The organism is Nocardia caishijiensis NBRC 108228 (assembly GCF_001612825.1).
Classification (GTDB): Bacteria; Actinomycetota; Actinomycetes; order Mycobacteriales; family Mycobacteriaceae; genus Nocardia; species Nocardia caishijiensis.
The window spans coordinates 463,072-488,149 of record NZ_BDBE01000025.1 but is presented as its reverse complement, the minus strand read 5'-3'; the positions used below and the strand labels follow the sequence as shown (position 1 = coordinate 488,149).

The following is a 25,078-nucleotide window of genomic DNA, read 5'->3' as shown; positions in this document are numbered from 1 at the left end:
GCGTCAGAGCGACTTGCCGACGAGACCGATGAGGTCGGCGAGGCGGTTGGAGTAGCCCCACTCGTTGTCGTACCAGGACACGACCTTGACCTCGTTGCCGATGACCTTGGTCAGCGGGGCGTCGTAGATCGAGGAGTGCGGGTCGGTGACGATGTCGCTCGACACGATCGGGTCCACGTTGTACTTGAGGATGCCCTGCAGCGGGCCCTCGGCGGCGGCCTTCATCGCGGCGTTGATCTCGTCGATGGTGGCGGACTTGGCCAGCGTGGCGGTCAGGTCGGTGACCGAGCCGGTCGGGACCGGGACGCGCAGCGCGTAGCCGTCGAGCTTGCCCTGCAGCTCGGGCAGCACCAGGCCGATGGCCTTGGCCGCACCGGTGCCGGTGGGCACGATGTTGAGGGCCGCGGCGCGGGCGCGACGCAGGTCCTTGTGCGGCGCGTCCTGCAGGTTCTGGTCCTGGGTGTAGGCGTGGATGGTGGTCATCAGGCCCTGGACGATGCCGAATTCGTCGTTGAGCACCTTGGCGATGGGGCCGAGGCAGTTCGTGGTGCACGAGGCGTTGGAGATGATGTTCTGGCTGCCGTCGTACTTGTCGTCGTTGACGCCCATCACGATGGTGATGTCCTCGCCGGAGGCCGGCGCGGAGATGATGACCTTCTTGGCACCGGCGGCCAGGTGGCCCTTGGCCTTGGCCGAGTCGGTGAAGATGCCGGTGGACTCGACGACGATGTCCACGCCCAGGTCGCCCCACGGCAGCGCCGACGGGCCTTCCTTGATGGCCAGCGCCTTGATGCGCTGCTCGCCGACGACGATGGTGTCACCGTCGACGGAGACGTCCTGCGGCAGGCGACCCAGGATCGAGTCGTACTTCAGGAGCGTCGCAAGAGTGTTGATGTCGGTGAGGTCGTTGACCGCGACGATCTCGATATCGGTCTTGCCGACAGCCTTCAGCGCCTCCACCGCACGGAAGAAGTTACGTCCGATACGACCGAAGCCGTTGATACCTACCCGGACAGTCACGTTATCGCTCCTCAGCTTTCAAGCGGATTCATTCCGACGATGACCACAGTAGTAGCCGACCCAACCCCACCGACAGCCACCTGCGGTTTGTGAGTCGCGCGCCTCTGAGCACCTGGAATGCACAGCGTAAAGGGCATAGCGATCGCACATGACCGCTATGCCCTAAACGTCGGATACGCCACAGCCGGGTGGCGCGAATCCTCAGGCGTCGTCGAGAAGTTCGGCCGTCACCGCCGACTCGGTATCGGGGATACCGAGGTCCTTGGCGCGCCGGTCGGCCATCGACAGCAGGCGCCGGATGCGGCCCGCGACAGCGTCTTTGGTCATCGGCGGCTCGGCGAGCTGACCCAGTTCCTCGAGCGAGGCCTGCCGGTGCTGCACGCGCAGCTTGCCCGCCGCGGCCAGATGATCGGGCACGTCGTCGGCCAGGATCTCGAGTGCGCGTTCCACCCGGGCCGCCGCCGCGACGGCCGCGCGGGCCGAACGGCGCAGGTTGGCGTCGTCGAAGTTGGCCAGCCGGTTGGCGGTCGCGCGCACCTCGCGGCGCATGCGCCGCTCCTCCCAGGTGAGTCGGGTGTCCTGGGCGCCCATGCGGGTGAGTAACGCGCCGATCGCCTCGCCGTCGCGCACCACCACCCGGTCGGTGCCGCGCACCTCACGGGCCTTGGCGGTGATCCCGAGCCGCCGCGCCGCGCCGACCAGCGCCAACGCCGCCTCCGGACCCGGGCAGCTCACCTCGAGCGCGGAGGACCGCCCCGGCTCGGTGAGCGAACCGTGCGCGAGAAACGCACCGCGCCACGCGGCTTCGGCGTCACCGATGCTGCCGCCGACCACCTGGGCGGGCAACCCGCGCACCGGCCTGCCGCGCACGTCGAGCAGCCCGGTCTGGCGGGCGAGCGCCTCGCCCTCCTTGGACACCCGGACCACGTAGCGGGAGGTCTTGCGCAGGCCACCCGCGCCGAGCACGTGGACATCGGAGCCGTAGCCGTACAATTCGAAGATCTCGCGGCGCAGCCTGCGGGCGATGGACCCCATGTCCACCTCGGCCTCCACGATCACCCGGCCCCCCACGATGTGCAGACCGCCCGCGAACCGCAGCAGGGCCGACAATTCCGCCTTGCGTGAGCTGACCTGCGACACCACGAGCCTGCTCAGCTCGTCCTTCACCTCGGCTGTCATCGCCACGAGACGCGCTCCTTTCCCACCGACCCCGAACGCTCTTCTGCAACACCGTGCACATCCGTGGCACTGTGCTGTCTCTCGACTCGAAGCCCAGCCAGTTGCGACCGCGGCGACCGAATCAGCTGATCCAGTGCGGCGGCTAGTTTTCCGGGATGATGCCGATCCGTTCCCGGCTCGGCCACATCGCAGAACGTTACCCGTGCACGCAACTGTTCGGCGGCTCTTGACACATGTTCCCGCTGCCGCCCCTCGGGCACCGACGCCGAGTCGACGAGCACCTCGTCGACCGCGAAACCCGGTGCGTGCTGGGACAATACATGGAGATGTCGCTCGGCGGAAAAGCCAGCCGTCTCCCCCGGTTCCGCAGCCAGATTCAGCACGAGTACCTTACGCGCCCTGGTGCGGACCAACGCGTCGCGCAGACCGGGGACGAGCACGTGCGGGATCACACTGGTGAACCACGAACCCGGCCCGAGCACAACGACATCCGCGTGTTCGATCGCCGAGACGGCCGCCGGGCCGGCGGGTGGATCCGAGGGAATCAGCCGCACCCGGCGGACCTTACCCGGTGTGGTCGCCACCGCGACCTGACCGCGTACACACCGCCCGATCCGCGGATCCGCTTCCAGCCCGGATACTTCCGCCTCGATATCGAGCGGGATCGGAGACATCGGCAACACCCGGCCCGTGACGCGCAGCAGCCTGCCCACCTCGTCGAGCGCGGCGACCGGATCGCCGAGGATGTCGGTGAGCCCGGCGAGCAGCAGGTTGCCGAGCGAGTGCCCGGCGAGCGCGCCGGATCCGCCGAAGCGGTGCTGCACGGTGGTGGCCCAGATGCCGTCGGCGTCCTCGGCCAGCGCGGCGAGCGCCATCCGTAGATCACCGGGCGGGAGCATGCCCAGTTCGGCGCGTAGGCGTCCGGAGGACCCGCCGTCGTCGGCGACGGTGACCACGGCGGTGATCCGCCTGGTCAGCCTGCGCACCGCGGTGAGCGTCGCGTACAGGCCGTGACCACCGCCCAGCGCGACGACGGCTGGGTCGGCTTCCCATCCACTCATTCGCGCCCCAGGTCCCGGTGCACCACGCGCACGACGTCGACCGCCGCGGGGCCGGTGTCGGCACCGATGCGTTCCCCGAGCGCCTCGGCGATCGCGACGCTGCGGTGTTTGCCGCCGGTGCACCCCACTGCCACCGTCATGTATCGCTTCCCCTCTTGCCGGTATCCGGTCGTGGTCAGGTCGACCAGGTGGTGGCAGGTGCGCAGGTAGTCCTGCGCGCCAGGCTGCGACAGTACGTAGTCGCTGACCACCGACTCCTGGCCCGTGTGTTCCCGCAACTCGGGAATCCAATGCGGATTCGGCAGGAAACGCACATCCAACACCGTGTCGGCGTCGAGGGGAACACCGTACTTGAAACCGAAGGACTGCACGGTGAGCTGCAGTGCGGCGGGCACGCCCGCGCCGTAGACCTCCTCCAGCTTGCGGTGCAACTGGTGGATGGACAGCTCGGTGGTGTCGATGACGACATCGGCGGCGGCCTTCACCGCCGACAGGCGCACCCGTTCGGCGGTGATGCCAGCCGAGAGGGTGCCGTCGGGGCTGTCGCTCTGCAGCGGATGCCTGCGCCTGGCGAAGCCGAAGCGCCGGATCAGCACGTCGTCGGAGGCCTCGAGAAACAGCACCCGCGTGCGGATGCCCGCGGCGCGCAACTGCTCGGTGACACCGGAGAGGTCACCGGTGAAGAAGCGGCTGCGCACGTCCATGACCAGCGCGAGCCGCCGGATCGGCGGGTCGGCGGCGGCACCGAGTTCGACCATCCGGCCGATCAGTTCCGGTGGCAGATTGTCGGTGACGTACCAGCCGAGATCCTCCAGCACGCGCGCGGCGGTGCCGCGGCCCGCGCCGGACAAGCCGGTGACGATGACCACTTCTACTGGCTGCTGTGTGTCGGTGACTGTCCCGGCGTTGTCCGGTGCCGCCCCCGCCTTGTTGTTCGATTCGACGCTTGTCATGTCCTACCGGATCCGTTTCTGGGTGCCTTTCGATCATCCCGCACCGGTTCGGGTATCGGGCGCAGACACAACGTACGGCACTCGCACTATTGCGTCTCGCTGATCGCTAAGTGCTGTTGAGTGCCTCGAGTACCGCCTTGGCCGTGGAAACGCCGATACCGGGCACCGCGGTGATCTCGTCGACCGTCGCGTCCTTGATCCGCGCGACCGAGCCGAAGTGGGTGACCAGCGCGGCCCGGCGTGTCTCGCCCAGACCGCGCACCGAGTCCAGCGCCGACGCGGTCATCCGACGGGAACGCTTGCTGCGATGGAAATTGATGGCGAAGCGGTGCGCCTCGTCACGCACGCGTTGCAGCAGGAACAGCGCCTCGCTCGTGCGCGGCATGATGACGGGATCGGGTTCGCCGGGTACCCACACCTCCTCGAGGCGTTTGGCCAGGCCGATCACCGCCACATCGGTGATGCCGAGTTCGTCGAGCACCTCGGCGGCCGCGGCGACCTGGGGTGCGCCGCCGTCGACGACGTAGAGGTTGGGTGGGTAGGCGAAGCGGCGCGGCTTGCCGGTGGTCGGGTCGATGCCGGGGCGCGAGCCGGGCTCCTCGGTGTCGTCGGGGTCCTCGGGGAGGTCGACGGGCTGCTGGCGTTCGCGGGCCAACCGGGCGAAGCGGCGGCGGGTCACCTCGGCGATGCTGGCGACATCGTCGGAGCGGCCGCCGCCCGCCGCCTCCTTGATCGCGAAGTGCCGGTACTCGGATTTGCGGGCCAGACCGTCCTCGAACACCACGAGCGAGGCGACCACATCGGTGCCCTGCACATGGCTGATATCGACACATTCGATGCGCAGCGGGGCGCTGTCGAGTTCGAGTGCGTCCTGAATGTCCTGCAGCGCTTGCGATCTCGACGTGAGGTCACCGGCCCGCTTGAGTTTGTGCTGTGCCAGCGCCTCCCCCGCGTTGCGCTGCACGGTTTCGGCCAGCGCCTTCTTGTCACCGCGCTGCGGGATGCGCAACGACACCGCCGAACCGCGCAGCTTGCTCAACCACGCCTGGATCTCGGGCGCGTCGGCGGGCAGCACCGGGACGAGCACCTCGCGCGGAACGACCGTCGCCGCCTCGGGCTCAACGCTCTGGTCGGCCATCGCGGCCTGTTCGCCGTAGAACTGGGTGAGGAACTGCTCCACCAGAGCGGCCAGTTCGGTGCCGGATTCGGCGACGTCGAGCGCGTCACCGGACTTGTCGACCACCCAGCCGCGCTGACCGCGCACGCGGCCGTCGCGCACGTGGAAGATCTGCACGGCGGCCTCGAGCTCGTCGGTGGCGAAGGCGATCACATCGGCGTCGGTGCCGGTGCCGAGCACAACCGCCTGCTTCTCCAGCGCCCGGCGCAGGGCCTGCACGTCGTCGCGCAGGCGGGCGGCGGTCTCGAAGTCCAGATCGTCGGCGGCCTCGTGCATGCGGCGTTCGATGGCACGGACCATCTTGTCGGTCTTGCCGGAGAGGAAGTCACAGAAGTCGTCGACGATGTGGCGGTGCTCGTCGGCGCTGACCCGGCCGACGCAGGGCGCCGAGCACTTGTCGATGTAGCCGAGCAGACAGGGGCGCCCGATCTGATTGTGTCGCTTGAAGACTCCGTTGGAACAGGTGCGCGCGGGGAACACCCGCAGCAGCAGGTCGAGGGTTTCCCGGATGGCCCAGGCGTGGGCGTACGGGCCGAAGTAGCGCACACCCTTCTTGCGGGCGCCCCGGTAGACGAAGAGCCTCGGATACTCCTCGTTCAAGGTCACCGCGAGCACCGGGTAGGACTTGTCGTCGCGGTAGCGCACATTGAAGCGCGGATCGAATTCCTTGATCCAGTTGTATTCGAGCTGCAGCGCCTCGACCTCGGTGGACACCACCGTCCACTCCACGCTCGCGGCCGTTGTCACCATCTGCCTGGTGCGCGGATGCAGCGACGCCACGTCGGCGAAGTAGGAGTTCAACCGGCTGCGCAGGCTCTTGGCCTTGCCGACATAGATCACCCGCCCGTAGCCGTCCCGGAACTTGTACACACCGGGTTCGACGGGAATCGTGCCCGGCGCAGGCCGGTATGTCGCGGGATCTGCCACGTCTCAAGGGTAGCGAGACCCACCGACAACCCCGCCGTCCCGGCCGGGTCGGAATCCGTCGGCGGTGACGCGAGGGCTCGTGTGTAGCGTGGATGTTCGGCCTGCGCCGGAAAGGATGCCCGATGACCAACGCCCCCGCGCTGAACTCCCACGACGACCTGGACGACGAGACGAGCCCGTCGTGGCTGATGCCTGCCACGGTGCGTGGCGCGCGCCTGATCGCGTTGGTGTCGTCGGCGGTCGGTGTGGTGCTGATCGTGATCGGCGCCGCGCTCGGCAAGCAGAGCCCACTCGGCGTGGTGGTCGGCTATCTCCCGACCTTCGCCCTGATTCCGCTGGTCGTGCTCTTCGGCCGGGCCGGTGACCGTGTACGTGTCGCGGCGGTGACCCTAGCGGTCATCGGCGCGCTCACCTCGTGCACCGGCATCCTCACCGGCCTCCCGCCGGGCGCCGTCGGCATCGTCGCCTCGGGTGCCGTCGCGGCACTGCTGCTCCGCCCCTCCGCCAAGGCCTGGTTCGTCCGCGAACGCTGAAACGCACCACCGATGATCACGCGTAGCGCCTCGTCGCGTGCTCCACGCGTCCGCGAATTCCCAGGCCGCGCGACCGGTCGAGGGGGCGCCGAACGTGGACGCCTACTCTGTCGTGATCCCGTGGACGGCGAGCGCCTCGACGAGAGCGCGGGGACGGTCGGCGATCGGAAGGGGTTCGACGAGCGCGAATCGCGCACCGAGTGCGGTCGCGCCACCGTCGGCCTCGGCGCTGTCGCCGATCATCAGGACACGGTCCGGGTCGACGCCGAGGCGGTCGATCGCGTCCCGGAAGATCCGTGCGTCCGGTTTGATGGCACCCACCTCGTAGGACAGGGTCATCGCGCCGATCAACGTGTCCCAGCCCCGGGTGGCGAACGCGGGCCGGATGTCGAAGGCGATATTGCTCACCACCCCGACAGGGATACCCTGAGCCGCAAGAGCTTTCAGCACCGTTCCGGTGTCGGGGTACGGCGTCCAGGCCAGCGGGTCGATGAGCCGCCCGTACAGGTCGGCGGCCTGGGCTTCGGGAACGCCGGAACCGCGCAGCACCTCGAGATAGGCCCTGCGGTGCAGGGCGGGGTCGAGGTCGCGGTTGTCCCAGGCGTGCTGACCGGGTGCGTCGAAGGTCATGAACTGTTCCACCGGTGCCGTCATCCGTCGCAGCACCTCGGCTTTGGCCGCCACGTCGAACGGCGTGCCGTCGTCGCCGACCAGGACGTCGGCCCAGGTCGGGTCGTCCTCCAGTCGGAACACCGTGCCGGAGAAGTCGAACAGCACCGCATCGATCGCCATGTCAGCCAGGGTAACGCTGCCGCGCCCACCCGGAAATGCCTGTGCGCGACGACGGTTCGGGGTTACGCTGCCACGATGACGCCAAGGCGACGGACGTGGATCGGGGCCACGACGGCCGCAGTGCTCACGGTGGGACTGCTGGCCGGTTGTTCGACAGACGACACCGAGGCGGCGGAATGCGCCGGCCCGCCCAACGGCACCCCGATCACGGCGGCCCCCGCGACCGCCGCGGGCCCGACCACCCAGAATCTGAGTACCAACCCCGAGATCGCCTCGGGCTACCGCACCGACATGACACCGGTGCGCACCAGCACCTACGCGGTGTCGACAGCGAACCCGATCGCCACCGAGGCCGCGTGCCGGGTGCTGCGCGCGGGCGGCACCGCCACCGACGCCCTCGTCACCGCGCAGGCCGTACTCGGTCTGGTCGAACCGCAGGCCTCCGGCATCGGTGGCGGCGCGTTCCTCGTGTACTACGACGCGAAGTCACGCACCGTCGAGGCCTACGACGGCCGCGAGACCGCACCCGCCGCCGCCACCGAGAACTACCTGCGCTGGGTGAGCGACACCGACCGCACCGAACCGGCGCCGAACACTCGCGCCAGCGGCCGTTCGATCGGGGTCCCCGGGGTGGTGCGGATGCTGGAGCTCGCGCACCGCGAGCACGGCATGACCGCCTGGAAGGAACTGTTCGATCCCGCGATCGACCTGGCCGACAGCGGTTTCGAGATCAGCCCGCGGCTGGCGGGCCAGATCGCCGAATCGGCCAAGGATCTCGCGACCGACGAGGGCGCCCGCGCCTACTTCCTGGAACCGGACGGCGCGCCGAAACGCACCGGCACGGTGCTCACCAACCCCGCCTACTCGAAAACCCTGTCTGCCCTGGCCGCCGACGGCGCCGAGGCCCTCTACAGCGGCCCCATCGCCCAGGACATCGTCGAGGCGGCGGGCAGCACGGCGGGCGGGCGCACACCGAGCCTGCTCACCACCACCGACCTGGCGAACTACGAACCGAAGAAGCGCACCGCGCTGTGCACCGGGTACCGAAAGTTCGAGTTGTGCGGCATGCCCGCGCCGTCCTCGGGTGGCAGCACCGTGGCGGCGACGATGGGCATCCTCGCCAATTTCGATCTGGCCGCGCTCGGACCGCAGGACGTGAACCGCAACGGCGGCAAGCCCGATGCCCGCGCCGTGCACCTGATCTCGGAGGCCGAACGCCTCGCCTACGCTGACCGCAACAAGTACGTCGCCGATCCGGATTTCATTCCGCTGCCGGGCAATTCGGCGCTGTCGCTGGTCCACCCGCAGTACCTGAAGGAACGCTCCACGCTCATCAACCCCGACCGCAGCATGGGGACGGCCCAACCGGGCAATCTGGGCCCGGTGCCGCTGGGCAACGGCCCGCAGCCGCCCGAGCACGGCACCAGCCACATCTCGGTGGTCGACAAGTACGGCAACGCGGCCGCGATGACGACCACGGTCGAATCGGCGTTCGGTTCGTTCCATTTCGTGGACGGATTCCTGCTGAACAACCAGCTCACCGACTTCGCCGCCGACCCGCTCGACCCCGACGGCATCCCTGTCGCCAACCGCTTGCAGCCCGGTAAACGGCCGCGCAGCTCGATGAGCCCGACCCTGGTGTTCGATCGCGACGACCAGGGAAACCGTGGTGAACTCGCCCTCGTCACCGGCTCACCCGGCGGTTCAGTGATCATCCAGTTCGTGGTGAAAACCCTTGTGGGCGCGCTCGATTGGGGCCTGGATCCGCAGCAGGCGGTGTCCGGCGTGTCCTTCGGCGCGGGCAATTCGCCGAGCACGGGTGTCGGCGGCGAGCATCCGGCGATCGACGCCACCGCCAACGGCGACAACGACCCCCTCGTGCGCAAATTGCGCGAGATGGGTCACCAGGTGACGGTGGCACCTCAGTCCAGTGGCCTGAGCGCGTTGCAGCGCGACGGCAAAGACGGCTGGATCGGCGGCGCCGACCCCCGCCGCGAAGGTGCGGTACTCGGCGACACCCGCTGACCGCCGCACGATCCCCACTCGACGACTCGAGCGCACCGCGACCACGCTGCGGTGGCGGCAACGGCCGAGAACCGAACGCCACCAGAGCGTGGTGAGCAGGTGTCCAACTCGGTTCCCGCAGCGCTCGAACTCCGGCACAGCGGACTCAGGCGCTGTAGCGGGCGCCGAGTTCGCGCAGACGCTCGATGGCGTCGGCGGCGTAGGTCTTGTCGTTGGACCGGATGGCCAGCATGGGCACGTAATCGTCGTCGACGAGTTCGAGGCGCGCCCACGCCTTGCGGTCGGGGAAGGCGGCGCCGCGGATGACGACCCACGGGTACTCGCGGTAGCCGAGGATATTGCGCACAGCGACCCCACGCGCACCGGCGCGCACTCGTGGCCGGGTGAGCAGCAGCACCGCACCCGCACCGAGGACGCCGATCAGGATCATCGCGACCTGGTCGGCGACCCGGAAGTTCACTCCCGTCGACCCGGTACGCAACAGCAACCCGCCCACGGTGAAGAACGCGAGCACGAGCACGGCGACCACCACAGCGGTCCGGATCGCGCGTCGAGGACGCACCTCCAGCTCCCACTCCGCGTGCTGTTCCACCGGCACGCTCACGCCGATCGCAAGGCACGCAGCGTGAGCGCGGCGTCCAGCGCGGCGGCGCAGGCCTGCTCGCCCTTGTCCTCGGCCGAACCGGGCAACCCGGCACGGTCGCGCGCCTGCTCCTCGGTGTTGGTGGTGAGTACGCCGTTGGTGACCGGGGTCGACTCGTCCAGCGACACCCGGGTGAGCCCGGCGGTCACCGCATCACACACGTACTCGAAATGCGGTGTGCCACCACGGATCACGACACCGAGCGCGACGACAGCGTCATGGCTGCGCGCCAATTCCTGTGCGACGACGGGCAATTCCATCGCCCCGGCGCAGCGCACGACGGTGACGTGCTGGACTCCGGCCTCCTTCGCGACGCGCTCCGCGTTCGCGACCAGGGTGTCGCAGATCTCGGTATGCCAGCGCGACGCCACAATGGCGAGCTTGAGGTCGGTGGCCTTGGCCAGCGCGAATTCCGGTACGCCGGTGCCGCTCATCGTCTGATGCTGCCTTTCGGGAGAGTTACTGCGCGGTTTCGCCGAGATCCAGGTCGTCGAGTCCGACCAGGTCGTGGCCCATGCGATCGCGCTTGGTCCGCAGGTAGTGCAGGTTCTCGGCATTGGCGCGCAACGGCATCGGCACCCGCTCGGTGATCCGCAGGCCGTACCCGTCGAGACCGACGCGCTTGGCGGGGTTGTTGGTGAGCAGCCGCATCGACCGGATGCCGAGGTCGACCAGGATCTGCGCGCCGGTGCCGTAGTCGCGGGCGTCGGCGGGCAGGCCGAGGTCGAGGTTGGCGTCGACGGTGTCGCGGCCGGTGTCCTGCAACTGGTAGGCCTGCAGCTTGTGCATCAGACCGATGCCACGGCCCTCGTGCCCGCGCATGTACAGCACCACGCCGCGACCCTCTTTGTCGACCATCTCGAGCGCCGCGTCGAGCTGGGGGCCGCAGTCGCAGCGCAGCGAACCGAACACGTCCCCGGTCAGGCACTCCGAATGCACCCGGACCAGCACGTCCTCACCGTCGCCGATGTCACCGCGCACCAGCGCCACATGCTCGGCCTCGTCGAAGATGCTCTGGTAGCCGACGGCCTTGAAGTCGCCGTGCGCGGTCGGGATGCGCGCTTCGGCGACCCGGACCACATGCTTTTCGTGCTTGCGCCGCCAGGCGATCATGTCGGCGATCGAGATCATCGCCAGATCGTGCTCGTCGGCGAACACGCGCAGCTCATCGGTGCGGGCCATGTGCCCGTCGTCCTTCTGGCTGACGATCTCGCAGATCACACCGGCGGGCCGCAGCCCGGCCATGCGGGCCAGGTCGACGGCGGCCTCGGTGTGCCCGGGCCTGCGCAGCACCCCGCCGTCCTTGGCACGCAGCGGCACCACGTGACCGGGGCGGGTGAATTCGTCGGCCTTGGCCTCGGCGCTGGCCAACAGCCGCATCGTGACGGCCCGGTCGGCGCCGGAGATACCGGTGGTGATGCCCTCACGCGCGTCGACCGACACGGTGTAGGCGGTGCCGTGCTTGTCCTGGTTCATGGCGTACGCGGGCGGCAGACCGAGGCGGTCACAGTCGTCGGCGGTCAGCGGCACACAGATGTAGCCGGAGGTGTAGCGGATCATGAACGCGACCAGCTCCGGGGTGGCCTTCTCGGCCGCGAAGATGAGATCGCCTTCGTTCTCACGGTCCTCGTCGTCGATGACGACGACAGCCTTGCCGGCCGCGATGTCGGCGATCGCGCGCTCGATGCTGTCCAACCTGGTCACGTCTGCTTGCTCCGTAATATTGGCGGCTGGCGCCGCGGGTTTCTCGGCCCTGGGGGCCTCGATCTTCCCTCCCGGCGGGCACTCCTTCGTCGCACCCTCTGGTCAGTCCAGATCGAGGCGGCCGAGAAACGGCTCCGGGATGGCAATCACTACTACAGTACGGCGTGCGCGGGGGTCTCTCCGAGGCGCCCGACGCGGGTGTGTCAGCTTCGCTGTGCCAGGCGCTCCACGTACTTCGCGATGACGTCGACCTCGAGGTTCACGGTCGTACCGACCGGGGCGGTGCCGAGGACGGTCAGGGCGAGAGTGGTGGGGATCAGCGAAACCTCGAACCAGTCGCGGTTGCCGTCGGCGGCGGGTTCGTCGCCGAGGCCGAGGTTCGACACGGTGAGCGACACGCCGTCGACGGTGATCGAGCCCTTCTGCACCACATAGCGGGCGATGGCGTCGGGCAGGGAGATGCGGACCACCTCCCAGTTCTCGGACGGTGTGCGGGCCAGCACGGTGCCGGTTCCGTCGACGTGGCCCTGGACGAGATGTCCGCCGAGACGGCTGTTGATCGCGGCGGCGCGTTCGAGGTTCACCCGGGAGCCGGGCACGAGGGCGCCGATGCTCGACCGGTCGAGGGTCTCGGCCATGACGTCGACAGTGAAGCTGTCGCCGTCGAGCACATCGACGACCGTGAGGCAGACACCGTTCACCGCGATCGAATCACCGTGCCCGGCATCGGAAGTCACCAGCTTGCCGCGGATCGTCAGCCGGGCGGCGTCGGCCAGCTGCTCGGTGGCCACGACTTCGCCGAGTTCCTCGACGATCCCTGTGAACATGTCCGACTCCCTTGCGTCATCCGTACCCGTTGGGCCCAACAGCGGGTAGACGACCGCTATTCCCGCTCGCCGCACAGCCTAGTGGCGGCACAGGTGAGGGCGGAATCCGACCGCGCGCTGAGCGGGAGGCCGCGAAACCCGCACGATGCCGGAAAATCGCAAGAAAAGAATACAGACATAAAGAAATCCCGCCGAAATGTCATGCGGCGGCAATCCTTCGTTCGATTTTCCTGAATGCCGGTGCAATAAGATTTCCGGCCGAGACCTCGGCGTTTTGTACCCACGGCGCCGAAAAAGGAAACGCGGACATCTGCGTACTTGCCACCCCCGTGGCACTGACGCAATATTGTTACGTCAACGATTCCCGACGTTCAACGATGCGATACCGGGAGACAACACTGTGAGCTACCCACTGCTCGATTCCACGCTGGAAAGTCGCTGCGTCCACTACCGGCGGGAGCTACACCTGCCCGCGACGGTCGACCCCGACTCCCGGCGCATCCTCCTGCAGATCGGCACCCACTACGGTGCGGTGACCATGCCGGGTGACCTGGGCGAGCGGGTACAGGAACAGTTGTGCGCCGACGGTATCGCCGGACCGGTCGTCGACCATCCGCGCGCCCACTGTTGGACCTTCCTCACCGGCCCGTGCCACCTCGACACCCTCACGCCGACAACCGAAGCCGAACTGTTCCGCCTCTACGCGAGCGTCGCGTGCGCGGGCAGCCACATCGTGTTGCCCTCCCCCGACGACGAACGCACCGGCTACCGCACCTGGGTGCGCGCACCCGAGGCGACCGACGACCGACCACCACTCGAGGCAGTCGTGGCGGCCGCGCGGGCGCTGGGCGGCCACGCCCTGCACCCGCGCTGACCGGTCAGGACAACCAGGCGGCGGTCGCCAGGCTGCGCAGATTGCGCACGGCCGCGCCCGGGTCGGCGGTGTTGTAGACCGCCGACCCGGCCACGAAACAATCGATGCCCGCCGCGGCGGCCTGTTCGATGGTGTCGGTATTGATGCCACCGTCGATCTCGACCACCAGGTTCAATTCCCCGGCGTCCACGAGATTGCGCACGATCCGCGCCTTCTCCAGCACCGACGCGATGAACGACTGCCCACCGAAACCGGGTTCGACGCTCATCACGAGCAGCGTGTCGAATTCGCGCAGAATTTCCAGGTACGGCTCGATCGGGGTGTTCGGTTTGACCGACAGACCCGCCTTGGCGCCCGCGGCGCGGATGTCGCGGGCGACGGCGATCGGGTCGTCGGTGGCTTCGGCGTGGAAGGTGACGTTGTAGGCGCCCGCCTCGGCGTAGCCCGGCGCCCAGCGGCCCGGGTCCTCGATCATCAGGTGGCAGTCGAACGGGATGTCGGTGGCCTTCAGCAGGCTCTGCACCACCGGAAGGCCGAGTGTGAGGTTCGGCACGAAGTGGGCGTCCATCACGTCCACGTGCAGCCAGTCGGAACCTTCGACAGCGGCGGCCTCGGCGGCCAGGTTCGCGAAGTCCGCGGACAGGATGGACGGGGCGATCATCGGCTTGGCCGGGCGGGTGAACGTCGGTGTGGACACAGCGCGCCAGTGTAGCGACCGCGTGGTGATCAGCGGCCCGTTGTGGGTAGCCTACAGAGCGTGACCAATATTTCGGCGGAACAAGAACTGTTCAGCGATCCGGTGCAGATTCGCGTGGCAGCGTCGGTGACCCAGCTGCCGATCCTGCGTGGGTTGGCCGAAACACTGGTCCTGCTCAGCGATTTCACCCTGGACGAAGTGGCCGACGTGCGCCTGGCGGTCGACGAGGTGTGCTCCACCCTCATCGCGATCGCCGCGCCCGGCTCCCAGCTCACCTGCGAGTTCGTCGTCGGTGACACCGAACTCGTCGTGCGGGTCGAAGGTGTCGCCGCCGCGGAGGGGCTGCCCGACCAGCGCAGCTTCGGCTGGCATGTGCTGCGCACGCTCAGCGACGAGGTGAACGCCGACCAGGAAGGATTCGACGCCGCCCGGTCCGGGTATCCGACGAGTGTCCGTATCCGTCGGGTCCGGGGGAAGGCGTAGTGCACGGCGAAACCAACGAGGAGCACAAGCCCGATCCGGACATCGTCGAACAGCCGACCGACGCCGCGCTCGACGAGCAGGCCATCGAGGAACAGGTCGTCGAAGAACAGTTGACGGAGCAGGCGCCCGCGCCCGGGTCCGGCTACGACGATGTGAGCGCGCTGTTCGAACGACTCGCGGCGACCGAACCCGGCAGCGTCGCGCACGCCGTGGCCCGGGACGCGCTGATCAACCGCTGTATCCCGCTGGCCGACCACATCGCCCGCAAGTTCAGCGGCCGAGGTGAACCGTTCGACGACCTGTCGCAGGTGGCGCGGGTCGGGCTGGTGCACGCGGTCGACCGGTTCGATCTGAGCCGTGGCTCGAACTTCCTGTCGTTCGCGGTGCCGACGATCATGGGTGAGGTTCGCCGGTACTTCCGCGACAACACCTGGGCCATGCGGGTACCGCGCCGGGTGAAGGAAACCCATCTCCGTATCGGCGCGGCCGTGGATCAGCTCTCGCAGCGACTGGGACGTTCGCCGACGGCCAAGGAGATCGCGGCCGAACTCGATGTCGACCCCGACGAGGTGACCCAGGCGGTCATCGCGGGCAACGCCTATCAACCCACCTCGATCGACGCGGCCTCGGTCGGGCGCGACAGCGACGCCTCGCTGCTCGACACCCTTGGCGAGGAGGAGTCGCAGTTCGACCGGGTCGAGGAGTACATCGCGGTGCGCCCGCTGCTGGCGGGCCTGCCCGAGCGGGAGCGGCGGATCCTCACGATGCGTTTCTTCGAGTCGATGACCCAGACCCAGATCGCGAACCAGCTCGGTATCTCGCAGATGCACGTCTCGCGTATTCTCGCGAAAACCCTTGCGCGTCTGCGCGATCTGTCCGAGCGGGACTGAATCCGCCGCGGGGACAACGGTGTCCCCCTACGCGCGTTCGCGCCGCAGTTTCGCAGGTGCGCGCAACCACCACGCGCTGTCGATCAGCTCGGCGAGCTGCTGGCGGTCGACCACGTCCAGATCGATGAGCACATACGGGTGCCCGTCGTAGTGCGGTGTCGTATAGAACGCCGGATCTCCCGAGGCGAGGAGCGCCTCCTTCTCCGACGGCTCACACAGCAACACGAGCCCACCCTCGGCCTCCGAGCGCAGCCGCGCGAAGCTCTTCCCGCCGACCGAAAGCCCCGGACTGCGCCACCACGTCCCCTCCGCTACCCCTGGCAGGGCGGTCGCGATCTCCACCACCTGTTCCCACGTCATCGCCATGAGCGAATTCTCCCCCGCGAAACCCGCCGCGCCTTGGACGAATGACACCACCCTGGGGCGAGTTGCCGTGCGCGACCCGAAACGGTCGTACCACCCGTCATACGGATTCGCGGTGCGTCCGTTGTGCGCGAGACACCCCCATCGAGAGCCCCCCGTCGACCCCGGGGCGCTGCCGAGGGATCCGAACCGTTCCACGACATCGCCGGTACCTGCTGGGAGCAAAGGCCCACCCAGAAATCTGATCGACGCTGTAGCGGTACAGCCGGATATGAATCTCGCACCGCCTCACCAGCACACGGCGATGACTGCTGACAACTTCCCGCACAGGCCACCCGGGCATCCGATCGGCGCGGTAGCGGTACGGCCGGATACGACTCGCCACCAGCGCCGGGCGACGTCTGCTGCCCGCACAGGCCACTCGGCCATCCGATCGACGCTGTGGTGGCGACGCCGGTTCGAATGACCTCGCCCACACACGATCGGAGTCGGCCGACTACTTCTTGCGCAGGGCAGACAGGAACATCGCGTCGGTGCCGTGGCGGTGGGGCCACAGTTGGGCCGAGGGGCCTTCGCCGAGGTCGGTGACGCCGGGGAGCAGCTCACGGGTGTCGAGTTGCTCGGCGCCGGTGCGGCGGACGAAATCGGCGACCACCGCGACGGTTTCGGACAGGTGCGGGGAGCAGGTGGAGTACACGACCACGCCGCCGGGGCGCAGAAGATCCCAGGCGGCGGTGAGGAGTTCGCGCTGCAGGGTGACCAGTTCCGGGACGTCGGCGGGCGTGCGGCGCCAGCGCGCCTCGGGGCGGCGGCGCAGCGCGCCCAGGCCCGTGCACGGGGCGTCGACCAGGATGCGGTCGTAGCCGGGTTCCAGCCCGGTGTCGCGACCGTCCTTCACGTGCACCGTGACGGGCAGGTCGCGGGTGGACTTGCGAACCAGTTCGGCACGATGTTCGGACGGTTCCACCGCGTCGACGGTGAACAGGTCGATCGCGGCGAGCGCGCCGAGCAGCGCCGCCTTGCCGCCTGGCCCGGCGCACAGATCGAGCCAGCGGCCCTGATCGGGGCCGTCGAGGGGTGCCCGGCTCAGTGCCAGCGCCACGAGCTGAGAACCTTCGTCCTGCACCGCGGCGATGCCCTCGCGCACCGGCTCGAGTTGACCGGGGTCGCCGCCGTCGAGGTGCACCGCGTACGGCGACCAGCGGCCTTCCTCGCCGCCGGTGACCAGCGCCAATTCCTCGGCGGTGATCTCGCCGGGACGGGCGACCAGGTGCACCACCGGGCGCTCGTCGTCGGCGGCCAGCAGGTCCGACAGCTCACCCGCCTGCGCACCGAGCGCGTCGGCGAAGGACTGGGCGATCCAGGTGGGATGCGCGTATTCGAAGGCGAGCTTGCCGACCGGATCGGCGGGCGCCAGTTCGGCGACCCACTGCTCGGCGGTCTTCTCCCCCGCCCTCCGCAGCACCGCGTTCACGAAACCCGCACGGCCCTGGCCGAATTCGGCACGGGCCAGGTCGACGGAGGTGTCGACGGCGGCATGCGCGCCGGTCCGTGTACGCAGCAGCTGATAGACACCGAGACGCAGGATGTCGAGAATCGGCCCGTCGATCTCACCGACCGGACGACCCGCGCACGCCGCGATCACGGCATCGAGCTGCCCCTGCGACCGGCACGCACCATAGGTGAGCTCGGTCGCGAACGCGGCATCACGGCCACTGATCTTGCGCTCCCGCAACAACTTCGGCAGCACCAGGTTGGCGTAGGCGTCGCGTTCGCGCACCGCCCGCAACACGTCAAGGGCCACCTCCCGCGCCACATCCACCGGCTCACCCCGCCGCTTGCGCGGACTGGGCACACTCGGATCAGGACGATCGGCCCGCTGCCGCTCACTGCGCTGCCCGGTCGGCTTCCCACCACCTTGCCGTGTGCCACCGGAACGCTCGCTTCGCTGCCCACCGTGGGGCGCCGACGCGGAATCACGGCCGACCCGACCGCCGCGATCGGCCGCCTGCCCACGCCGAGCTCCCCGCGAACCCCCTTCGCGCCCACCACCGGATCGGCTGGTGTCACCGAACTGCTCGGTACCGCCATCCGCGCGCGAATACCACTGGCGTTCAACACTTTCCGATGAACCACGCGATGGCGTACCGCGGTCTGCGCGACGACCGGACCGTTCCGCGGTGTCGGCGCGACCGAGGTCCCTGTCGCGTCCACGCGGCCGATCCTCGGCACCACGAGGTCCCGCGCCACGCGGCTGACGATCGACTCCGCGCGAGGCGCCGGACTGTCCGGTCGCACCGGACCGACGGTCGTCGCGACCAGCACGCGACCCACGATCGTCGCGCGAGGCGCCGGACTGCCCAGTCGCACCATCGCCACGATCAGCACGCGGCCCACGCTCATCGCGCGAGGCGCCGGGCTGCCCAGCCGCACCATAGTCACGATCAGCACGCGACCCACGCTCATCGCGCGAGGCGCCGGACTGTCCGGAAACGCCGTAGCCACGGTCGTCGCGAGCCGCACGGGAACGGTCGGCGGAATCTCGACCGCGACCAGCGGACGGGCGTCGAGTGTCGTCACGGTCCTGGCCACGGCGGTCGTGGTCCCACCCGCCGGTCTCGCTGTCGCCACGACGCGGGCGACGGTCGTCGGCGCGTGGCGCCCTGTTGTCACCCTTGGCTGCGCGAGCGGCCCAGCCACCGTCGACGTTCTTGCCGGTGACCTTGCGGTCGTCACGCGGGGCGCCGCTGCGCTGGTCGGCTTCGCGCCGACGCCTGCGGTCGGATGCGCTCATGCCCGCACCTCGCTCGGGTGCGATGCGGCGGCGTTCATCGTTCGCGCGTTCATCCGATCACCGTGCCCGGTGCCAGGCGGGCGCCACGGGCCCAGTCGAGGGCGTTCATCATCTTCTTGCCGGGTGGCTGGACTTGGCCGAGGCGTACCGCGGTGGTCGACGTGCCGACGAAGACGCCGGATTTGCGTACCTCGATCTCGCTTTCGGGCAAGGTTTCCTCCACCAGTTCCACGGGGCCGAGTTTGAGGCGCAGCCCGTTCACCTCGGTCCACGCGCCGGGCGCCGGGGTGACGGCGCGGATGTGGCGGTGGATCGCCAGGGCGGGCTCGTCGAACCGGATGCGGCTCGCTTCGACGGTCACCTTCGGCGCGTAGGACACGCCGTCGTTGGACTGCGGGATCGCCCGCAGCGTCCCGTCTTCGACACCGTCCATGGTCTTCTCCAGCAGCACCGCGCCCGCCTCGGCCAGCCGTGCCAGCAGTTCACCGGAGGTGTCGGTGTGGCCGATCTTCTCGGTCATCACGCCGTAGACGGGTCCGGTGTCGAGACCGGCCTCGATCTGGAAGGTGCTCGCTCCGGTCATCTCGTCACCGGCGTGGATGGCGGCCTGCACCGGCGCCGCACCGCGCCACGCGGGCAGCAGCGAGAAGTGCAGGTTGATCCAGCCGTGCGCGGGAATGTCGAGGAGCTGCTGGGGCAGCAGGGCGCCGTAGGCCACCACCGGGCAGCAGTCCGGGGCCAGCGCGGCGAGGGCCTCGACGAACTCCGGTTCCGACGGCTTGCGCGGGGTGAACACCGGAATGCCGTGTTCGTCGGCCAACTGGCCGACCGGTGAGCGCATGATCTTGCGTCCGCGACCGGCGACGGCGTCGGGCCGGGTGACCACCGCCACCACCTCGTGCCGCTCGCTGTCGAGCAACCGCCGCAACGACGGAACGGCCGGTTCGGGCGTGCCCGCGAAGACGAGACGCATCAGCGGCCACCGCCGACACCGCTGGACTCACGCACGGTGACACCGGCACGGAACCAATCGGATTCGCGGATGGTCCGCATCGCTTCCTTGCGATCGGCGGCCTCGAGCCGGTTCACGAACAGCACACCGTCGAGGTGGTCGTGCTCGTGCTGCACGCAGCGGGCCAACAGTCCGTCGGCCTCGAATTCGACCGGCGCACCGGTCTTGTCGACGCCGCTGACCCGCACCCGCAGCGCCCGGCGCACGTCGTAGCGCACACCGGGGATCGACAGGCAGCCCTCCGGCCCGACCTGCTCGTCCTCGTCGATCGCCGACCACGCCGGGTTGACCACGTGCCCGGCCGCGTCGCCGGTGTCGTAGACGAACACGCGCAGCCCCACACCGATCTGCGGTGCGGCCATCCCGACTCCGCCGTCGTCGTGCATGGTCTCGGTGAGATCGGTGACCAGCTGAGCCAGCTCGGCACCGAACTCGGTGACCTCGTCGGCACGCGAGCGCAGGATCGGATCGCCGAACAGGCGAACGGGCTGAATGGTCACGGCGGCTCCAGACTGGACGATGTGCGGTCGTCCCATTCTAGAGACCCGCCGGGGTGGTCCCGACCGGCGCGGCCGTCAGGAGTTACCGGCGATGATGACCTGCGGGATGCCGGTCCCCAGCGGCACCGGTGCGCAGACCGGCGCGGGCTGGCCCGGGTCGAGCACCCGCAGCAGCAACTGCTGCACGAACGGGTCGTAGACGAGGTTGAAGTGCCCGGTCAGATCGTCGGCACACAGGTCCTGCAGGACGAGGTTCTCCGCGCCCGCCCCGCGCAGGGCGATGTTGTCGAACGGCTGGATCATCTCATCGACCCGGCTGCCCACCGTGACGTAACGGACACCGGGCACGGTGTCACCACCGGTGTTCAGCTCGACCATGATCGGTTCACCCTGTGCCTGCTGGACGGCGGCGGTGGAGGTCACCTTCGCGTACACGTCCATCATGCCGGGCACCGCCTGACCGACCGGCACGAGTCCGTACATCACCCCGCCGTAGCTCGGGGACGCGAGCCCCACCCAGGTGTTGACGACGTCGGCGCCGCCGAGCTTGTTCACGTAGTACCGGCTGACGTTCGCCCCCTGCGAGAAACCGACGAGATCGACCTCGGCCGCCCCGGTCACGGTGCGCACCTGCTCAACGAAGGCCGCGAGCTGGGCGAAACTGACGCGCATGTCCTCGGTGCCGTAGGTGGTGGCGCCGATCGCGCCACCGTAGTTCAGCGCGAAGACGCAGAAGCCCGCCCCCACGAGTTGCGGGCCGATACCCGACCAGTCGGAGTAGGCGCTCGAGTCGGTACCGTGGACGAGCACGACCGGACGCGGGTGCGCGGCACTGGGCCGACAGCTGAAGTCGTTGACGCCCAACGGAACCGCGTCGGGATGGTTCTCGATGTAGCGGGCGGCGGCGAGGTGGTCGGTCTGCGCCGGACCCGGCTCGCTCGGGATGATCGCCGGACGGTAGCCCGGCGGTTCAGCGGCGGCGATCGGCGCGAGCGTCGCACCGATCACCGCCGCGCAGGCCAGCGCCACCCGCGACGCCACCTTTCCCCATTGTGACGGTCCCCAAACCCACAAACCTCGCGGTTGTTCCATACCCCAATGATTTACTCCATTGCCTGGGCAAAAGCACCTCGAAAGGGGGGTTCACGCCGCCCTCATTTCTCGGGGGTTGCGTCACCGGCGGCGGCGATGTCGTCCTCGGCGAGAATCCGGTACAGCGCCCGGCGGGTCTCGGTGAGCACCTCGGCCGCTCGCGCGGCCTGCTCCGGCGTACCGACCTGGGCGACCTGCCCGACCGCGCCCATCACCTGGCCGACGAGTCCGCGCAGATCGAGTGCCTGAGCACCGACATCCTGCCGGACCTCGGCCCACGGGTCGCCGAGTTCGTCGCGTTCGGTCTCGAGATAGGCCTTGCCCGCCTCGGTGAGTTGGGCGGTCTTGCGGCCCGCGACCTTCTCGATGAGGACCAGTCCCTCGTCCTCGAGCTGGGCCAATGCGGGGTAGATGGAGCCCGGGCTCGGGCGCCAGATGTCGTCGCTGCGCTCGCGGATCTGCTGGATCAGTTCGTAACCGTGCATGGGTCGCTCGGCCAGCAGCAGCAGGACCGCGGCGCGGACGTCACCGCGCCTGCCCCGGCCGCCGCGACCGCGCCCCCGGCCGAATCCCGGACCGAAACCGGGCCCGAATCCCGGGCCGAAACCCGGCCCGAACTCCGGTCCGTGGCCGTGTCGGCCGCCGCGCCGGAAGTGCCCTCGATCGGGTCCGAACTCCGGGTGTCCGGGACCGCGCCCGCGCTCGAAGTGTCCGAATTCTCGTTGTCGATTGTTGTGCATAACAGCCTCCTCGGGCCGGTTCGTTGTACTTGACGTTATCGACGATATATCGACAATGCATCTAGCGCAAGGTTGTTTTTGCTGTGTGCCGCCTCACGGCAACGCCGAATCACCCCTGGCCGCCGACGCGGAGGGGTTGCTGGATCGTGGCGTGATCTACTCGGCGGCGACCGCGACCGGTTCGCTCACGGCTGCCGAGGGGGACCGGCGGCGGTCGTTGCTGATCGCGGTGATCGTCGCGGTGCCGAGTTTGCCCCGGCGGTCGTAGAGCACAGCGCTGCTCACCGCGACACCCGCGTGCGAGGTGTGGTCGAGGGCTTGCAGGCCCAGCTCCGGGCCCTCGGGCAGCCGCGAGAGGCTGAGGGTCATGTCGGCGTTGATGTAGCCGACCCCGTGCGAACCCCAGTGGCAGACAAGATTGGTGAGATCACCGGTGGCGGCGGCACGCTGGAAGGGCGAGAACGGCAGCCCCGCTACAAGGGTGGGCAGGTTGTGCCAGGTGACCTTGCGCTGCGCGTCACGCGTGGTGCGGAAGTCGGTGAGCCACTCGCCCGCACCGGATTTGAACAGCGGTGCGGCGCCACCCGGTTCGTCGATGCGCCATTCGGGGACGGGAAGTTCCAGTTCCGGCTCCCAGACGGTGCCGGGCGGATCGTCGGTGGCCGCGAGGAAGGTGACCGTGGCGCGGGCCCGCGCCTGCCCCTGCTGCACGAGCCGTACGTCGGCGACTTTGATGCGATTGCCGGCGCGGACCACCTCGCTGTGCAGCGAGATGGGGTCGGTGGTCACCTGCTGGAAGAGGTCGACGGTGAACCGTGCGGGCACGAAACCCGCTCCTGGAGCGTGCTTCTCGGCCTCCACCGCGAGCAGACCGCAGACCGCGACACCGTGTAATTGGTTGGGCGACCAGCGGCTGATCGCCACCTCGGTCGGCACGAACTCGCCGTCACTCATCCTGAAGAACTCCACCACGGTCCTCTCCGCAGGCCCGCCGCACATCATCGGGCAGGGTCATCCGGTCTTACCACAGCGCGGTCGCCTTCCCCGCCCTCGGTGGCCACGACCCGGCCGTCCGCGCGCCGCCGCCACGGGCACGATCAGTCCCGGCGGGCGACCTCATCGATCCAGCGCTTCAGCCGGGCACCTTCGGTCGCCATGAGGTCAGGGTCGCGAAACGTGTTGGTGATCAAGGAGATCCCCTGATAGGCGGCGACGAAGGCGACCGCGAGCTCCCCGGCGTCGGACCTGCCGAGCTCGGCGAATTGATCGCGCGCCCAGTCGATCAGCAGGCCCATCAACCGCGCCGGTTCACCACCGAAGGCATCGGGACGCTTGTCCAGTTCGGCGGCGAGCGAGCCGGTCGGGCAGCCGAACCGGGCGGCGAGGTCGCGCTGGTTCACCCACGAATCGACCATCGCCGTCAATCGCTCGGCAGGCCCGGGCAGCGGTGCGAGCTTCGCGACGATCTCGGCCAGCGTGTTCGCGTGGGTCTCGATGACGGCGTGGACGAACTGGTCCTTGGTCTTGAAGTAGTAGTACACATTGCCGACCGGGACATCGGCCGCCGTGGCGATATCCGCGATGGTCGTCTTCTCGATGCCCTGCTCGTAGAACACCCGCGCGGCCGCCTCGACGAGACGTTCCCGCTTCCCCGCCCTCGGCGCAACCCGCGTTTGTGAGTCAGTCATACAACTAACTATAGACAAGTGGCCGACAGTGTCGCTATGGTCGTGTCAGTCAGCTAACTAACTCAGGAGAATCATGATCGTAGTCACCGGCGCGACCGGCAATATCGGACGTCAGCTGGTCGGGCAGTTGCACGCGGCGGGAGAGCCGGTGCGAGCGGTGTCGCGCGGCGCCACCCCCGTCGACCTGCCCGCGGGCGTGGAGCACGTCACGGCCGATCTGGGCGACCTCGACAGCGTCGCCGCCGCCCTCGTCGGCGCCGACGCACTGTTCCTGCTCATCACGGGCGAACAGTTGATGAGCGGACCGGAACCGCAACAGGTGGTGAAAACGGCGTCGGCGGCGGGCGTGCGGCGAGTGGTGTTCGTGTCCTCACAGGGCGCGGTCACCCGGCCGACAGCGGCCGGATACACGCGGACCCGCGCCTTCGAACAGGCACTCGCCGAGTCCGAGCTGACCTGGACCTCGCTGCGCCCGGGCGCGTTCTTCTCCAACACCTTCGCCTGGATCGAGTCGGTACGGACCGCGCGCACCGTCGCCGCACCGTTCGGCGATATCGGTCTTCCCGGCGTCGACCCGGCCGATATCGCCGCCGTGGCCGCGGCCGCCCTGCGCGAAGACGGACACGACGGACACGCCTACACGCTCACCGGGCCAGCGGTGGTGAGTCCGCGCGATCAGGCGGCCGCGCTGGCCGCAGCCATCGAGTCACCGATCACCTTCGTCGACCTGACCCCCGCGCAGGCGAAGCAGAACATGCTCCAGTTCATGCCCGAGGCGGTGGTGGACCACACACTCTCCATCCTCGGCACACCCACGCCCGACGAGCAGCAGGTCAGTGGAGATATCGAGCGGGTACTGGGCCGCCCGGCCACCTCCTATGCCGAGTGGGCGCGGCGTCATCAGGCGATGTTCCGCTGATCCACCGCGCGCGTCTGCGGTGTCGGTGCCGGATTGTTCGCCACTGACACGCGACGCGGGCAGGTGGGAAGGCGCCGACTGTCCGGGGCTCACGATCGCCGGACCCACGCCGAAGCTGGGCGGGCTGTTCACGCACGGTCGGCAGCTGGGCAGCGGGCGCAGTTCACAAGTCTGCCAGGGCAACT

Annotated in this window: 25 protein-coding genes; 6 read left to right on the top strand and 19 right to left on the bottom strand. The window is 68.9% G+C overall.

What is annotated here, in order from left to right:
• Positions 1-3: 3 nt before the first annotated feature.
• The 5 genes from gap to uvrC all read right to left on the bottom strand — a co-directional run bounded on the left by gap (position 4) and on the right by uvrC (position 6,317).
• Positions 4-1,020 carry a type I glyceraldehyde-3-phosphate dehydrogenase gene (gene gap / locus NC7_RS09120; RefSeq protein WP_067981065.1) on the bottom strand — a complete coding sequence of 339 codons (1,017 nt, stop codon included), beginning with the start codon at positions 1,018-1,020 and terminating at the stop codon, positions 4-6.
• A gap of 201 nt (positions 1,021-1,221) precedes the next feature.
• Positions 1,222-2,205, bottom strand: coding sequence for a DNA-binding protein WhiA (gene whiA, locus NC7_RS09115; RefSeq protein ID WP_067493655.1), 984 nt, complete (start codon positions 2,203-2,205; stop codon positions 1,222-1,224).
• A complete protein-coding gene (locus NC7_RS09110) occupies positions 2,196-3,260 on the bottom strand; it encodes a gluconeogenesis factor YvcK family protein (protein ID WP_067981064.1) in 1,065 nt (354 codons plus the stop codon). The genes whiA and NC7_RS09110 overlap by 10 nt, the downstream gene beginning before the upstream one ends.
• Positions 3,257-4,213 carry an RNase adapter RapZ gene (gene rapZ, locus NC7_RS09105; protein WP_084456406.1) on the bottom strand — a complete coding sequence of 319 codons (957 nt, stop codon included), beginning with the start codon at positions 4,211-4,213 and terminating at the stop codon, positions 3,257-3,259. The genes NC7_RS09110 and rapZ overlap by 4 nt, the downstream gene beginning before the upstream one ends.
• A gap of 106 nt (positions 4,214-4,319) precedes the next feature.
• Positions 4,320-6,317 (bottom strand): excinuclease ABC subunit UvrC, encoded by a 1,998-nt coding sequence (gene uvrC, locus NC7_RS09100; protein WP_067981063.1) that lies wholly within the window; start codon positions 6,315-6,317, stop codon positions 4,320-4,322.
• Between the two features lie 122 nt (positions 6,318-6,439).
• Here uvrC and NC7_RS09095 point away from each other — a divergent pair, with 122 nt between their 5' ends.
• Positions 6,440-6,850: a hypothetical protein gene (locus NC7_RS09095; protein ID WP_067981062.1), complete on the top strand. Its 411-nt coding sequence runs from the start codon at positions 6,440-6,442 to the stop codon at positions 6,848-6,850.
• Positions 6,851-6,952: 102 nt separating this feature from the next.
• Here NC7_RS09095 and NC7_RS09090 read toward each other — a convergent pair whose 3' ends face one another.
• Positions 6,953-7,642, bottom strand: a complete 690-nt coding sequence (locus NC7_RS09090) for an HAD family hydrolase (protein ID WP_067981061.1) — start codon at positions 7,640-7,642, stop codon at positions 6,953-6,955.
• 75 nt (positions 7,643-7,717) lie between these two features.
• Here NC7_RS09090 and NC7_RS09085 point away from each other — a divergent pair, with 75 nt between their 5' ends.
• Entirely contained in the window at positions 7,718-9,667 is a 1,950-nt protein-coding gene (locus NC7_RS09085) for a gamma-glutamyltransferase family protein (protein WP_067981060.1), read from the top strand.
• A gap of 145 nt (positions 9,668-9,812) precedes the next feature.
• Here NC7_RS09085 and NC7_RS09080 read toward each other — a convergent pair whose 3' ends face one another.
• The 4 genes from NC7_RS09080 to NC7_RS09065 form a co-directional block, all read right to left on the bottom strand.
• A complete protein-coding gene (locus NC7_RS09080; RefSeq protein ID WP_067981059.1) occupies positions 9,813-10,271 on the bottom strand; it encodes a PH domain-containing protein in 459 nt (152 codons plus the stop codon).
• Positions 10,268-10,744 carry a 6,7-dimethyl-8-ribityllumazine synthase gene (ribH, locus tag NC7_RS09075; RefSeq protein ID WP_067981058.1) on the bottom strand — a complete coding sequence of 159 codons (477 nt, stop codon included), beginning with the start codon at positions 10,742-10,744 and terminating at the stop codon, positions 10,268-10,270. The genes NC7_RS09080 and ribH overlap by 4 nt, the downstream gene beginning before the upstream one ends.
• Before the next feature lie 25 nt (positions 10,745-10,769).
• Positions 10,770-12,014 carry a bifunctional 3,4-dihydroxy-2-butanone-4-phosphate synthase/GTP cyclohydrolase II gene (locus NC7_RS09070; protein ID WP_067981057.1) on the bottom strand — a complete coding sequence of 415 codons (1,245 nt, stop codon included), beginning with the start codon at positions 12,012-12,014 and terminating at the stop codon, positions 10,770-10,772.
• Positions 12,015-12,217: 203 nt separating this feature from the next.
• Positions 12,218-12,841 (bottom strand): riboflavin synthase, encoded by a 624-nt coding sequence (locus tag NC7_RS09065; RefSeq protein WP_067981056.1) that lies wholly within the window; start codon positions 12,839-12,841, stop codon positions 12,218-12,220.
• A gap of 400 nt (positions 12,842-13,241) precedes the next feature.
• Between NC7_RS09065 and NC7_RS09060 the strand changes: the two genes are divergently transcribed.
• Complete coding sequence (locus NC7_RS09060) at positions 13,242-13,715, top strand: hypothetical protein (protein WP_236573346.1); 474 nt, start codon at positions 13,242-13,244, stop codon at positions 13,713-13,715.
• 4 nt (positions 13,716-13,719) lie between these two features.
• On the opposite strand, the gene rpe is transcribed toward NC7_RS09060, so the two are convergent.
• Positions 13,720-14,376, bottom strand: coding sequence for a ribulose-phosphate 3-epimerase (gene rpe, locus NC7_RS09055; RefSeq protein WP_067981311.1), 657 nt, complete (start codon positions 14,374-14,376; stop codon positions 13,720-13,722).
• Between the two features lie 96 nt (positions 14,377-14,472).
• On the opposite strand from rpe, the gene NC7_RS09050 reads away from it, so the two are divergent.
• On the top strand, positions 14,473-14,895 hold the full coding sequence (locus NC7_RS09050) for an ATP-binding protein (protein WP_067981055.1): 423 nt from the start codon (positions 14,473-14,475) through the stop codon (positions 14,893-14,895).
• Between the two features lie 110 nt (positions 14,896-15,005).
• On the top strand, positions 15,006-15,785 hold the full coding sequence (locus NC7_RS09045) for an RNA polymerase sigma factor SigF (protein ID WP_067981310.1): 780 nt from the start codon (positions 15,006-15,008) through the stop codon (positions 15,783-15,785).
• Between the two features lie 27 nt (positions 15,786-15,812).
• Here the strand turns inward: NC7_RS09045 and NC7_RS09040 are convergent, their stop codons facing one another.
• From NC7_RS09040 to NC7_RS09005, 8 genes are all read right to left on the bottom strand, one after another.
• Positions 15,813-16,151: an MmcQ/YjbR family DNA-binding protein gene (locus tag NC7_RS09040; RefSeq protein WP_067981309.1), complete on the bottom strand. Its 339-nt coding sequence runs from the start codon at positions 16,149-16,151 to the stop codon at positions 15,813-15,815.
• A 493-nt stretch (positions 16,152-16,644) separates the two neighbouring features.
• Positions 16,645-18,003: an RsmB/NOP family class I SAM-dependent RNA methyltransferase gene (locus tag NC7_RS09035; protein ID WP_084458217.1), complete on the bottom strand. Its 1,359-nt coding sequence runs from the start codon at positions 18,001-18,003 to the stop codon at positions 16,645-16,647.
• Positions 18,004-18,991: 988 nt separating this feature from the next.
• The gene (gene fmt / locus NC7_RS09030) at positions 18,992-19,915 is read right to left on the bottom strand and encodes a methionyl-tRNA formyltransferase (RefSeq protein ID WP_067981054.1); all 924 of its coding nucleotides are present in this window, start codon (positions 19,913-19,915) and stop codon (positions 18,992-18,994) included.
• On the bottom strand, positions 19,915-20,454 hold the full coding sequence (gene def / locus NC7_RS09025; protein ID WP_067981053.1) for a peptide deformylase: 540 nt from the start codon (positions 20,452-20,454) through the stop codon (positions 19,915-19,917). Before def ends, fmt begins: the two co-directional genes overlap by 1 nt.
• Before the next feature lie 75 nt (positions 20,455-20,529).
• Entirely contained in the window at positions 20,530-21,546 is a 1,017-nt protein-coding gene (locus NC7_RS09020; RefSeq protein WP_084458209.1) for an esterase/lipase family protein, read from the bottom strand.
• Between the two features lie 62 nt (positions 21,547-21,608).
• Positions 21,609-22,286 (bottom strand): PadR family transcriptional regulator, encoded by a 678-nt coding sequence (locus NC7_RS09015; protein ID WP_067981052.1) that lies wholly within the window; start codon positions 22,284-22,286, stop codon positions 21,609-21,611.
• Between the two features lie 156 nt (positions 22,287-22,442).
• Complete coding sequence (locus tag NC7_RS09010; protein ID WP_067981306.1) at positions 22,443-23,240, bottom strand: acyl-CoA thioesterase domain-containing protein; 798 nt, start codon at positions 23,238-23,240, stop codon at positions 22,443-22,445.
• A gap of 143 nt (positions 23,241-23,383) precedes the next feature.
• Positions 23,384-23,974, bottom strand: coding sequence for a TetR/AcrR family transcriptional regulator (locus tag NC7_RS09005; RefSeq protein WP_067981051.1), 591 nt, complete (start codon positions 23,972-23,974; stop codon positions 23,384-23,386).
• 73 nt (positions 23,975-24,047) lie between these two features.
• Here NC7_RS09005 and NC7_RS09000 point away from each other — a divergent pair, with 73 nt between their 5' ends.
• Positions 24,048-24,893, top strand: coding sequence for an SDR family oxidoreductase (locus NC7_RS09000; RefSeq protein WP_067981050.1), 846 nt, complete (start codon positions 24,048-24,050; stop codon positions 24,891-24,893).
• Positions 24,894-25,078: the final 185 nt, after the last annotated feature.

Bases quoted from the DNA above. Each gene is read 5' to 3' on its own strand.
- NC7_RS09065 (WP_067981056.1), bottom strand. From the start codon at position 12,841: ATGTTCACAGGGATCGTCGAGGAACTCGGCGAAGTCGTGGCCACCGAG.
- NC7_RS09085 (WP_067981060.1), top strand. From the start codon at position 7,718: ATGACGCCAAGGCGACGGACGTGGATCGGGGCCACGACGGCCGCAGTG.
- NC7_RS09020 (WP_084458209.1), bottom strand. From the start codon at position 21,546: ATGGAACAACCGCGAGGTTTGTGGGTTTGGGGACCGTCACAATGGGGA.
- fmt (WP_067981054.1), bottom strand. From the start codon at position 19,915: ATGCGTCTCGTCTTCGCGGGCACGCCCGAACCGGCCGTTCCGTCGTTG.
- NC7_RS09000 (WP_067981050.1), top strand. From the start codon at position 24,048: ATGATCGTAGTCACCGGCGCGACCGGCAATATCGGACGTCAGCTGGTC.
- NC7_RS09040 (WP_067981309.1), bottom strand. From the start codon at position 16,151: ATGGCGATGACGTGGGAACAGGTGGTGGAGATCGCGACCGCCCTGCCA.
- NC7_RS09005 (WP_067981051.1), bottom strand. From the start codon at position 23,974: ATGACTGACTCACAAACGCGGGTTGCGCCGAGGGCGGGGAAGCGGGAA.
- NC7_RS09095 (WP_067981062.1), top strand. From the start codon at position 6,440: ATGACCAACGCCCCCGCGCTGAACTCCCACGACGACCTGGACGACGAG.
- NC7_RS09010 (WP_067981306.1), bottom strand. From the start codon at position 23,240: ATGAGTGACGGCGAGTTCGTGCCGACCGAGGTGGCGATCAGCCGCTGG.
- rapZ (WP_084456406.1), bottom strand. From the start codon at position 4,213: ATGACAAGCGTCGAATCGAACAACAAGGCGGGGGCGGCACCGGACAAC.
- ribH (WP_067981058.1), bottom strand. From the start codon at position 10,744: ATGAGCGGCACCGGCGTACCGGAATTCGCGCTGGCCAAGGCCACCGAC.
- NC7_RS09090 (WP_067981061.1), bottom strand. From the start codon at position 7,642: ATGGCGATCGATGCGGTGCTGTTCGACTTCTCCGGCACGGTGTTCCGA.
- rpe (WP_067981311.1), bottom strand. From the start codon at position 14,376: ATGATCGCCCCGTCCATCCTGTCCGCGGACTTCGCGAACCTGGCCGCC.
- NC7_RS09110 (WP_067981064.1), bottom strand. From the start codon at position 3,260: ATGAGTGGATGGGAAGCCGACCCAGCCGTCGTCGCGCTGGGCGGTGGT.
- NC7_RS09015 (WP_067981052.1), bottom strand. From the start codon at position 22,286: ATGCACAACAATCGACAACGAGAATTCGGACACTTCGAGCGCGGGCGC.